General features: G+C 67.3%; 10 protein-coding genes. 6 read left to right on the forward strand and 4 right to left on the reverse strand.

Annotation, left to right across the window (positions count from 1 at the left end; all coding sequences use genetic code 11):
• Positions 1-555: 555 nt before the first annotated feature.
• Both AC08OO_RS00690 and AC08OO_RS00695 read right to left on the reverse strand, forming a co-directional pair.
• Positions 556-1464 carry an NAD(P)-dependent oxidoreductase gene (locus AC08OO_RS00690; protein WP_476609179.1) on the reverse strand — a complete coding sequence of 303 codons (909 nt, stop codon included), beginning with the start codon at positions 1462-1464 and terminating at the stop codon, positions 556-558.
• A complete protein-coding gene (locus AC08OO_RS00695; protein WP_476609180.1) occupies positions 1461-1856 on the reverse strand; it encodes an NAD(P)-binding domain-containing protein in 396 nt (131 codons plus the stop codon). The genes AC08OO_RS00690 and AC08OO_RS00695 overlap by 4 nt, the downstream gene beginning before the upstream one ends.
• Positions 1857-1999: 143 nt before the next feature.
• On the opposite strand from AC08OO_RS00695, the gene AC08OO_RS00700 reads away from it, so the two are divergent.
• Positions 2000-2359 (forward strand): winged helix-turn-helix transcriptional regulator, encoded by a 360-nt coding sequence (locus AC08OO_RS00700; protein WP_023840419.1) that lies wholly within the window; start codon positions 2000-2002, stop codon positions 2357-2359.
• Between the two features lie 388 nt (positions 2360-2747).
• Here AC08OO_RS00700 and AC08OO_RS00705 read toward each other — a convergent pair whose 3' ends face one another.
• Both AC08OO_RS00705 and AC08OO_RS00710 read right to left on the reverse strand, forming a co-directional pair.
• Complete coding sequence (locus tag AC08OO_RS00705) at positions 2748-3155, reverse strand: PIN domain-containing protein (RefSeq protein ID WP_476609181.1); 408 nt, start codon at positions 3153-3155, stop codon at positions 2748-2750.
• Positions 3152-3388, reverse strand: a complete 237-nt coding sequence (locus AC08OO_RS00710) for an AbrB/MazE/SpoVT family DNA-binding domain-containing protein (protein WP_476609182.1) — start codon at positions 3386-3388, stop codon at positions 3152-3154. Before AC08OO_RS00710 ends, AC08OO_RS00705 begins: the two co-directional genes overlap by 4 nt.
• Positions 3389-4485: 1097 nt before the next feature.
• On the opposite strand from AC08OO_RS00710, the gene AC08OO_RS00715 reads away from it, so the two are divergent.
• From AC08OO_RS00715 to kdpB, 5 genes are all read left to right on the forward strand, one after another.
• Positions 4486-5337: a DUF72 domain-containing protein gene (locus tag AC08OO_RS00715; RefSeq protein ID WP_043591694.1), complete on the forward strand. Its 852-nt coding sequence runs from the start codon at positions 4486-4488 to the stop codon at positions 5335-5337.
• A gap of 96 nt (positions 5338-5433) precedes the next feature.
• Positions 5434-6192: a response regulator gene (locus AC08OO_RS00720; RefSeq protein ID WP_476609183.1), complete on the forward strand. Its 759-nt coding sequence runs from the start codon at positions 5434-5436 to the stop codon at positions 6190-6192.
• Between the two features lie 469 nt (positions 6193-6661).
• The gene (kdpF, locus tag AC08OO_RS00725) at positions 6662-6751 is read left to right on the forward strand and encodes a K(+)-transporting ATPase subunit F (protein ID WP_476609184.1); all 90 of its coding nucleotides are present in this window, start codon (positions 6662-6664) and stop codon (positions 6749-6751) included.
• On the forward strand, positions 6752-8413 hold the full coding sequence (gene kdpA, locus AC08OO_RS00730) for a potassium-transporting ATPase subunit KdpA (protein ID WP_043591698.1): 1662 nt from the start codon (positions 6752-6754) through the stop codon (positions 8411-8413).
• The coding region (gene kdpB, locus AC08OO_RS00735; RefSeq protein WP_476618146.1) for a potassium-transporting ATPase subunit KdpB at positions 8414-10067 on the forward strand (1654 nt) is incomplete at its 3' end.

Genomic DNA, 10067 nt, shown 5'->3' on the forward strand with positions numbered 1-10067 from the left:
GGTGGTGTCGGCTCCCGCCGCGCGCAGGAAGGCGATCGTCTGGCTCACGTCACGTGGCACACCCAAATGTAACCACGACGGAGTTACATTTGGCGTGTGGCGGTTACATTTGGCGGTTGTGGCTCGCGCCCCAAGATCGGAGAACATGGAAGATCGACGGCGGGACGGTCGACACTGGCTGCGAGGGGTACCGACCGGCAGCCCTCCCCTCGATCGCAGGAAGGTCGACGCGACCACGACGCCCAGCGGTCACGATCATCGGGCGGTCTGGAAACGGGCGGAACCGCCCGGCGTAGACGAGGAAGAGCTTGTCCGGGATCCGGGCCGGTGGGAGCCGCACGCCCCTTGCCGGATTGCGGATGATCCGGGTATGTCGGGCGGCCGGTTGACTCCACGACTCGTGACGCTATCCGATCATCACCCACCGGCCCGCGAACGCCACACGATCACCAAACAAGATCTACAAGGCCGCCGCGCAACCGACGTGAACAGCTACCCTGTGCCAGGTACGCAGCTTGCGTGGCCCGGTGGTAGGACCGTGGTTCTGGTCGTTCCTCAGTCGCAGCCTTTGAGCATCTCGTAGAGAACGGTCCAGTTCTCGGTGCCGCGGCCCGCGGTGACGGCCTGGTCGTAGTGCGCCTTGACGGCTTTGGGCAGCTGTGTGTCGATGCCGGCCTTCTCACTCGTCCACACGATGTGGTTCGCTGTGGCGCCCATCATCCGTGCCGTGCTGAGGTCGCCGGGGTGTTCGCCGGCCTCCAGGCGCCGGGCCAGGTCCCATCCGTCTCCGATCATCGTCGGGATGTCGGTGAGGGTGTTCAGCGCGCCGGGTAGGAAGTCGGCGGCCGGGACACCGGCGGCGGTGACGAGCGCGGTGGCGTGGAGCAGGCTTGACAGGGCGGTGAGGAAGACGTCGAGGTGCGCCTGGTAGAAGAGCTGGGCCAGGCCTGGGTCCTCCCCGAGGTACCGGGGCTCGCCGATCAGTCTGAGCGTCGGTTCGTGCATGTCGAATACCGCGCGGGGCCCGCTGTAGAACACATGTGCCCCTGGACCGCCGACGGCGGGAGCGGGCACCATGACGCCTCCTGTCACGAAGCTCGCTCCGTGTCTGGCCGCCCATCCCGCCGCATCCCGGGAGGCATCGGGGGTGTCCGAACTGAGGTTGACCAGGACCTTGCCGGCAAGGACAGCGGAGGGTCGCGAACTTTCGGCGACCGGGTCGAGGATGTCGTACATCGCCTGGTAGTCGGTGAGGCTGAGGATGGTCAGCTCGCTGGCAGCGACCGCGGCTGTCGCTGTGGGTGCCAGCGTGGCGCCCCTGACGATGAGGTCGTCGGCGCGCCCCTCGGTGCGGTTCCACACTGTCACCGGATGGCCGGACCGCAACAGGGACGCGGCCATTGCCCGACCCATCGGGCCAAGGCCGACGACCGTCACAGGAGACGGACCGCCCTCGCCGCTCATCGGGAGCTCCTGAGCTCTTCGAAGATGCGGGCGGTGCCCTGCTGGCCGTATCCGGCGGTGATCTGCCGGCGCACGATGTCGTGGACGGGCCGCAGCATCTCGACATTGACGCCCTGGTCCAGGCTGGCCGTCACCAGCGATTCCAGCGCGGCTTCGGTGGACTCGACCACAGAGTGCACCGACCGATGGTCAAGCAGGCAGGCGACGACCACCCCGCCGCCGATGATCGCCTCCTCGACGGTCTCGGCGACGGTGGCGCCACGATCGCCGAGAGCCCGTGCTCTGCCTGGAGTGCGGTTCCACACCACGGTTGGTCGGCCGGCGTCGAGAGTCGCGGCGGCGAGCGCGCTGCCCATCGCGCCCAAGCCCAGGAAGGTCGTACAGGTCGTCATGGATTGCCCTCGCTCCGCTCGGTGGTCTGACTGGCGTGCCGTCCCGACTCTCCGCCCGAACCTTCCCCGCCGGCAAGTACCTACAATTTTGTTCAATACTTACCAGGAAGTAAGTGGCCAGCTGAGGCGAGGTTGAGGGTCTGATGGCGACGAGCGCGAGGCGCGGTCCCTACGTCTGCGGCATAGACGCCGGTATGGACGTGGTGTCAGGGAAGTGGAAGTCGCTGATCCTCTGGGAGCTGAACAACCACGGAACCCGGCGGTTCGGAGAGCTGCGGCGCGGCCTTCCCGGCGTCAGCGAGAAGATGCTCATCCAGCACCTGCGCGAGATGGAGGAGGACGGCCTGGTCCACCGCGAGGTGTATCGCCAGGTCCCGCCCCGGGTCGAGTACTCCCTCACCGAGCATGGCATCTCACTCAACGAGGCCCTCCGCCCGCTAGGCGAATGGGGGAAACGACGTTGCGAGCGCCTCGCCGTCGAGGACGCGCTCGAATCCGCGTAACCGGCCGCGCCTCGATCCCCACGATCATGGTGACGAGGCGGACCGGAGCCGCCGGAACCACCAGGTTTGCGGAACGCACGTTCGACTCGGATACGGATGGTGCCGGCTGGGCGGTCATCGGGCACCGCCGCTGGTCGGCGCCCGGGTCCCGACGGGCGAATGATGATTTCAGGACCCATCTGGGCGGCGTCCCTGCTGACCCCGCGGACCGCTCCGGTCGTGTCGCTGTCGCCATGGGTGTAGAGGGTGTATGGACGGCCGATCGTAGCTTCCAAGATCGGATATTGGACGACGTCGCGGAACTACCGGAAAGTCGGATGCATCAATTGATTACGCGGCGCGTCCGTGAGGATCGGGAAGTGAAACGTACTCGGAGTCGTGAGCCACCTCAAGCGACAACAATGACCTTGACTCCAAGCGCGTCATAGGTCCCGCGTGCGCGAGCATCCCTCGTCGCGAGGGCCAGGCCGTGCTCCTTGGCAGCCAAAGCCACCAGCCCATCGTAGACGGCGCCCCCAACAATACCGACGCGACTCAACGTCGCGTGAACCTTCCACGCATGCGGTCCGCTCAACGTTAACGGTGCAGTGAAGCGCACGTCGAGCAGACGCGCGGCGTCCGGCCCGGACAGTCTCGCGTCGCCGGGCATTCTGGTGAGTACCGAATAGGTCTCCACCAGCGCATGCCCACTCAGCGCAAGCTCCCGCCCGCCCCACCATTGCACCACATCCGCGTGGTGCGTGTGCGAACGTACCAGGAGCGGAACCGCGACACTCGTGTCGACCGCAATGGTCACCTGCGGCCCGCGTCAATGAGGCCGAACAGGATGTCGTCGTCGACGGGCGTATCGCCGGCTGACACGAGCACACCATCCTCCTCGACGAGGCGCGCGGTCCTGCCGGCAGGCACGATCTGGACACCGGCGCCATAGGGCGAGATGTCCACCTTCGTTCCCGGGAACAGGCCCAGCGCCTCGCGGAGGAACTTGGGCAACACGATCCGGCCCGCCTGATCGACAACGGCTTCCATGGGAAAACGATACCATTTTGATCCCATCGCCGGAGGCCTCGCCAGCCAGGGCGCGATGTTCCTCCGGCTCTGGAACCTCGCCCCCCACAAGGCCGGGCGAGATGATCGCGACTCCGGCGTCCGCATCCCCGCGTCGGTGGATGCGGCGGATCATTGTCGTGCGGTCGGCAAGAAGCGTGACATGAGCGGCGCGGTGTCCGGCGGCGCGGTGTCCGGCGGCGCGGTGTCCGGCGGCGCGGTGTCCGGCGGCGCGGTGTCCGGCGGTGCGGTGTCCGGCGGCGTGGTGTCCGGTGACGCGGGTCGAGGCCGTCAGCTCGGCGAGCAGGTCGGAATCGAGGATGGTCATCGGCGCGATCACCGGGTCCTCGGGACCCTGGAGAGCAAGACGGAGCATCTCGCTGACCGCCTGGCGCCACAGGGGGACGTCGCGGAAGTCCCGCCGAAGAATAGTCAGGTTCAGCCAGACCAGCATCGCCCAGCACCCACACACCACGATCGAGGCCCGCGGTTGACGAACGGCCCCCGGGTCCGACCAGTCTGTGTGGCCCTCATGCGGTGGCGGTCTCCACGCACCGCCGCACGAACAGGCCGCCGTTCCCCAAGGCCGCCGATCCCCAAGACGTCGTCGAGCAGTCGCCGCATACGCTCGGTCTCTCGTCGGCGGTGCAACCGCGGATGTCAGCGGATGTCATCCGAAGCCGCCGTTGCCCAGTACCTCGGCGAACCGTCTCCGGTCAGGGCGTTTGAGGCGGGTCGGCGATGGTGCCGACGCCTGGACCCGGTCACAGGAACGCTGTCGCGCTCGGAGAAGCCCAGCAGCCCGGCGGTACCAGTTCTCTCGTCCAAGTTGCCGGATCCGTGGCTGCGGGCCCTCCAGCTCCGGAGCTTGAAGGGCTCCAGATCCGTAGGTCAACTAGACTTCGCCAGTACGGAAAGGATAGTGGATCGCTGGAGCGCGGGCTGTCGGCCCGCGGCGCACCGGACGCCGGGGGCGGACTCGACGCCCGGACTACAGTACCTGTGGCACGGTCGCGACTTGGCGGGCGAACTCGGTTCCGGCTGCCTCGGGAGCAGTTTGTTCATGGAGGGCTTGGGTCATGCGTCTTCATGTGGGGTGCGCGATGTGGGCTCACAAGTCATGGCAAGGGCGCTTTCTGGCGCATCCGCTCCCGCCTCACGAACGCCTGCGAAACTACGCCAGCTGGTGCAACGCGGTCGAAGGGAATACAACGTTCTATGCGACTCCGGCCAGGAGCGCCGTGGCCTCGTGGGCGCAGCAGACCGACGCCGACTTCCGATTCGTGATCAAGCTGCCAAAAACCATCACGCACGAACGCCGCCTGACGGGCGTCGACGAAGCGTTACACGCCTTCCTGGAAGCGATCGAGCCACTCGGCCCACGGGCCCATGCCCTCTGGATACAGCTACCAGGATCGTTCACCCCGGCCGACGTCCCCGTGCTTGCCCGCTTTCTGCGCCGGCTCACCAGGTCCCACCGGTACGCTGTGGAGGTCCGCCACCCCGCATTCTTCAACGACCCTCGCGCAGCGCGACTTCTCGAAGGAGTCCTTGCCGCCGCGACCGCCGAATGGATTCCATTCGACACCACCACATTCTTTCAAAGCCCGCCAGGCAGCGATGCCGAACGAGAAGCCTGGACCAGGAAACCGCGCGTGCCGCTCCGATCGCTCGCGTTGACCGACCGGCCGATCGTCCGCTACCTCGGCCGCGACGCCTCCACGCAGACGATCAAAGGCTGGCAGCGTTGGATTGACACTGCCATCGAGTGGCTGCGCGAGGGTCGATCACCCACCGTGTTTATTCACACCCCGGACAACGCCGACGCGCTACTACTCGCCCGCTGCTTCCACGATGACGTACGGGTACGGGTGCCTGAGCTCGATGCACTGCCTCAGCCGATACCGACCGAGCCCCTGACCCTCTTCTGATCCGGACGGGCGAAGGCGCAGGGGGCGAGGATGAGGGATGATGCCAGGGTAGGAGGCGCCGCCGGTCCGGAGGTGGCTGGAGGGGACGGGGCGGATATGACCCGTCTTCTGTTCGTGGAGGACGAACCGCAGCTGCTGCGGGCCATGCGAATCACCCTGCGCGCTCGGGGGTTCGAGGTACGCACAGCGCTGGACGGCCGGCACGCGCTGTCGGAGGCGGCGTCGTGCCCACCCGACCTGGTCATTCTGGATCTTGGCTTGCCCGACATGGACGGCGTTGAGGTCATCCAGGGGCTACGGGCTTGGACCGGGGTTCCCATCATCGTGTTGTCCGGTCGCGCCTCGGGCCACGACAAGGTGGCCGCGCTCGACGCCGGCGCCGACGACTACGTCACGAAGCCGTTCTCGATCGACGAGTTGCTGGCCCGGGTCCGGGCCGTGACCCGCCGCGCCACCAGCGCGGAATCGGTGACCGTTGTCGACCTCGGCCGGTACCGGATCGACCTCGGCGAAAAGCGAATCAGCTCACGAGACAGCGCCGACGCCGACGCCGACGCCGACGCCGACGCGGGCAGCGGTCATGAGGATCCATCCGCGACCGGTGGAGAGGACAAGCCGGACGGTCCACGCCTCACCCCGACGGAATGGCGGCTGCTGGAAGCACTGGTACGCCACCCCGGCAAGCTCGTCAGCCATCAGCAGCTGATCAGCCAGGTCTGGGGTCCCGGCGTGGCGGACGACAGCTCCTCGCTCCGCCTCTACATCAACAAACTGCGTCGCAAACTCGAACCCGACCCGACCCGACCCCGCTACCTGACCACCGAACCGGGCCTGGGCTACCGCTACCAGCCGTAACCACCACGCCTCATTGGCACTCACGGTGGCGTCCGGACACCCCGGCGTCTGGACACCCTTCGCGGGGATCACCTGGACAGGGCGGGGCGGACCGGCCTGGTCCCCGCCCGGGCGGCTGTCCGTGGACCACCGAGAGGTGTTCTGCGTCTCATCCGTGTTGTGCACACCGAGTTTTACGCGGGTGCGGATCTCGTCCGGGTCGGATGCCGTGTGAGCGCCGTGTTGAATTTTTGGGATTGGGCGTCATTGGACCGTTAGCTTCGCTGGTCCGCTGGCGGCAGGGGCTCGATACTGGCACCTGCCATCAGGCCAGGGCACCGGCCAGGACGGCGACATTTGTTCCGATCTCATCCAGATCCGTCTCATCCAAAGTAGAAGGCAGGAGTTCCGTGCGTGACGTTGTCTTCGTACTGCTGACGCTTGCGGTGTTCGCGGTACTCGGGCTAACCCTCAAGGCGGTGGAGAAGCTGTGAGCGTGGAGAACATCGCCGGCCTGATTCTTGCCGTAGCTCTCGCGATCTTCCTCGTGGCGGCTCTGCTGTCCCCGGAGCGGTTCTAGATGGGCACGAACGCCGCAGGCGTCATCTTCATCGTCTCGATGGTGCTGGCTCTTGCCCTGACTTACCGGCCGTTTGGCGACTATATGGCCCGGGTGTATACGAGCGGGAAGCACCTGCGGGTGGAACGCGGTATCTACCGGCTGGTCGGGGTGGATCAGGACGCCGAGCAGCGCTGGTCGGTGTATGCCCGCAGCGTGCTGGCGTTCTCGCTCGTATCGGTGCTGTTCCTGTACCTGTTCCAGCGGGTGCAGAACCACCTGTGGCTGGCGCTGGGCCTGCCGGCGGTCAAGCCGGACCTGGCGTGGAACACGGCGGTCAGTTTCACCACGAACACGAACTGGCAGGCCTATTCGGGTGAGTCGACGATGGGCCATCTGGTCCAGATGTCCGGCCTGGCGGTGCAGAACTTCGTGTCCGCCGCGGTAGGCATCGCGGTGGCGATCGCGGTGGTGCGCGGCTTCGCCCGGAAGAAGACCGACCAGCTGGGAAACTTCTGGGTGGACCTGGTCCGCACCGTCGTGCGGATCCTGCTGCCGGTCTGCGCGCTCGCGGCGATCGTGCTGATCGTCGGCGGCGCGATCCAGAACTTCCACGGGAACACCACGGTCCCCACCCTGGCCGGGGGGGAGCAGGCGGTCACCGGGGGTCCGGTCGCCAGCCAGGAGGCCATCAAGGACTTCGGCACCAACGGCGGCGGCTTCTACAACGCCAACTCCTCGCATCCCTTCGAGAACCCGACCTCCTGGACGAACTGGTTCGAGATCTACCTGCTGCTGTCGATCGGGTTCGCGTTGCCGCGGACGTTCGGCAAGATGGTCGGCAGCACCCGGCAGGGGCTGGCGATCGTCGCGGTGATGGCGGTGCTGGCGCTGGGCAGTCTGGGAGCCAACGAGGTGTTCCAGGCGATCCACCACGGCACGGTGCCGACAGCGGTCGGGGCGGCCCGCGAGGCTACGGAGACCCGGTTCGGTGTGCCGGATTCGGCGCTGTTCGCCACGGGGACGACGCTGACGTCGACCGGGTCCGTCGACTCGTTCCATGACTCGTACACCAGCCTGGGTGGCGCGACGCTGCTGTTCAACATGATGCTCGGCGAGGTCGCGCCCGGCGGCACCGGATCGGGACTCTACGGCATCCTGGTCCTTGCAGTGATCACGGTGTTCGTCGCGGGTTTGATGATCGGACGAACGCCGGAGTACCTGGGCAAGAAGATCGGTAGTCGAGAGATCAAGTTCGCCTCGCTGTATTTCCTCACGATGCCGGTCATCGTGCTGGTCGGCACCGGCCTGGCGATGGCGCTGCCGGGGGAACGGGCGGGGATGCTCAACAGCGGGCCGCACGGCCTGTCCGAGGTGCTCTACGCCTTCACCTCGGCGGCGAACAACAACGGCTCGGCGTTCGCCGGCATCACGGTGAACACCGACTGGTACAACACCGCGCTCGGCCTCGCGATGGCGTTCGGGCGGTTCCTGCCGATGGTCTTCGTGTTGGGGCTGGCCGGATCGTTGGCGAAACAGCAGCCGGTGCCGGAAACCGCGGGAACACTACCGACGCATCGCCCGCAGTTCGTCGGCATGCTAACCGGCGTCACCGTGATCATCGTCGCTCTGACCTTCTTCCCGGCGCTCGCGCTCGGGCCGCTTGCGGAGGGTTTGCACTAGATGTCCACCTCGACCATTGCGGGTACGCCGGTTCCGGCGCCCGCGCCGACCCCGCCGCCGGCTCCCCGGCGAGCGCAGGGGGGGCTGCTCGACCCGACGATGCTCCTGCGGTCGACGCCGGGCTCGCTGCGCAAGCTCGACCCGCGCACGCTGTGGCGCAACCCGGTGATGTTCATCGTGGAGATCGGCGCGGTGTTCACCACCGTCCTGGCGATTCGGGACGAGACCGCGTTCAGCTGCCTGATCACGGTCTGGCTCTGGCTGACCGTGCTGTTCGCCAACCTCGCCGAAGCGGTTGCGGAGGGCCGCGGCAGGGCCCAGGCGGACGCGCTACGCCGCACCAAGACTGACACGATCGCCCACCGGCTGCGCGACGACGGCCGGCTTGAGGAGGTGCCCGCGCCGCGGCTGCTGCAGGGCGACACCGTCGTCGTCGAGGCCGGTCAGTTCATCCCCGGGGACGGCGACGTCATCGAGGGGATTGCCAGCGTTGACGAGTCGGCCATCACCGGTGAGTCCGCGCCGGTGATCCGGGAGTCCGGCGGTGATCGCAGTTCGGTGACCGGCGGCACCCGGGTGCTGTCGGACCGGATCGTCGTGCGGATCACTCAGAAACCGGGCGAGAGCTTCATCGACCGGATGATTGCGCTGGTGGAGGGGGCGAATCGGCAGAAGACCCCGAACGAGATCGCGCTGAACATCCTGCTGGCCGCCCTGACGCTCACCTTTCTGCTCGCTGTCGCGACCCTGCAGCCGTTGGCGATCTTCTCGAAGGCGCAGCTGCCGGGCGTGCCGGACACCGGTGCGCTGAACGGCGACGGCCTGTCCGGGATCGTGATGGTGTCACTGCTGGTCTGCCTGATTCCGACGACAATCGGCGCGTTGCTGTCCGCGATCGGCATCGCCGGCATGGACCGGCTGGTCCAACGCAACGTGCTGGCCATGTCCGGCCGGGCCGTCGAGGCCGCCGGCGATGTCAATACCCTCCTGCTCGACAAGACCGGGACGATCACCATTGGCAACCGGGAGGCACGGGCCTTCGTCCCGGTCGGCGGCACATCGGAGAATGACCTGGCCAGCGCGGCCCAGCTGTCCTCGCTCGCGGACGAGACCCCCGAGGGCCGCTCCATCGTCGTGCACGCGAAGAACACCTACGGCCTGCGGGAGCGCGGTCCCGGCGAGCTCAGCCACGCCCGGTTCGTGGCGTTCACCGCCCAGACCCGGATGTCCGGGGTCGACCTCGATGCGATCGACGGGGGGGCGAACCGGCAGGTGCGCAAGGGAGCGGCCAGCGCGGTGATCACCTGGGTGCGCGATCTTGGTGGCGCCGTGCCCGCGGAGACCGGGGAGATCGTGGACGGCATCTCCGCTTCCGGTGGCACCCCGCTGGTCGTCGCCGAGGCCACCGATGGCGGCCTGGCCCGCGTCCTGGGCGTGATCCAGCTCAAGGACGTCGTCAAGCAGGGCATGCGTGAGCGGTTCGACGAGATGCGCCGGATGGGCATCCGCACCATTATGATCACCGGTGACAATCCGCTGACCGCCCGGTCGATCGCCGAGGAGGCGGGCGTCGACGACTTCCTCGCCGAGGCCACGCCCGAAGACAAGATGGCCCTGATCAAACGAGAGCAGGCCGGCGGCAAGCTCGTCGCAA

It is taken from the genome of Frankia sp. CeCAU1, assembly GCF_977971845.1.

Bases quoted from the DNA above. Each gene is read 5' to 3' on its own strand.
- AC08OO_RS00720 (WP_476609183.1), top strand. From the start codon at position 5,434: ATGACCCGTCTTCTGTTCGTGGAGGACGAACCGCAGCTGCTGCGGGCC.
- kdpA (WP_043591698.1), top strand. From the start codon at position 6,752: ATGGGCACGAACGCCGCAGGCGTCATCTTCATCGTCTCGATGGTGCTG.
- AC08OO_RS00690 (WP_476609179.1), bottom strand. From the start codon at position 1,464: ATGAGCGGCGAGGGCGGTCCGTCTCCTGTGACGGTCGTCGGCCTTGGC.
- AC08OO_RS00695 (WP_476609180.1), bottom strand. From the start codon at position 1,856: ATGACGACCTGTACGACCTTCCTGGGCTTGGGCGCGATGGGCAGCGCG.
- AC08OO_RS00700 (WP_023840419.1), top strand. From the start codon at position 2,000: ATGGCGACGAGCGCGAGGCGCGGTCCCTACGTCTGCGGCATAGACGCC.
- AC08OO_RS00710 (WP_476609182.1), bottom strand. From the start codon at position 3,388: ATGGAAGCCGTTGTCGATCAGGCGGGCCGGATCGTGTTGCCCAAGTTC.
- AC08OO_RS00715 (WP_043591694.1), top strand. From the start codon at position 4,486: ATGCGTCTTCATGTGGGGTGCGCGATGTGGGCTCACAAGTCATGGCAA.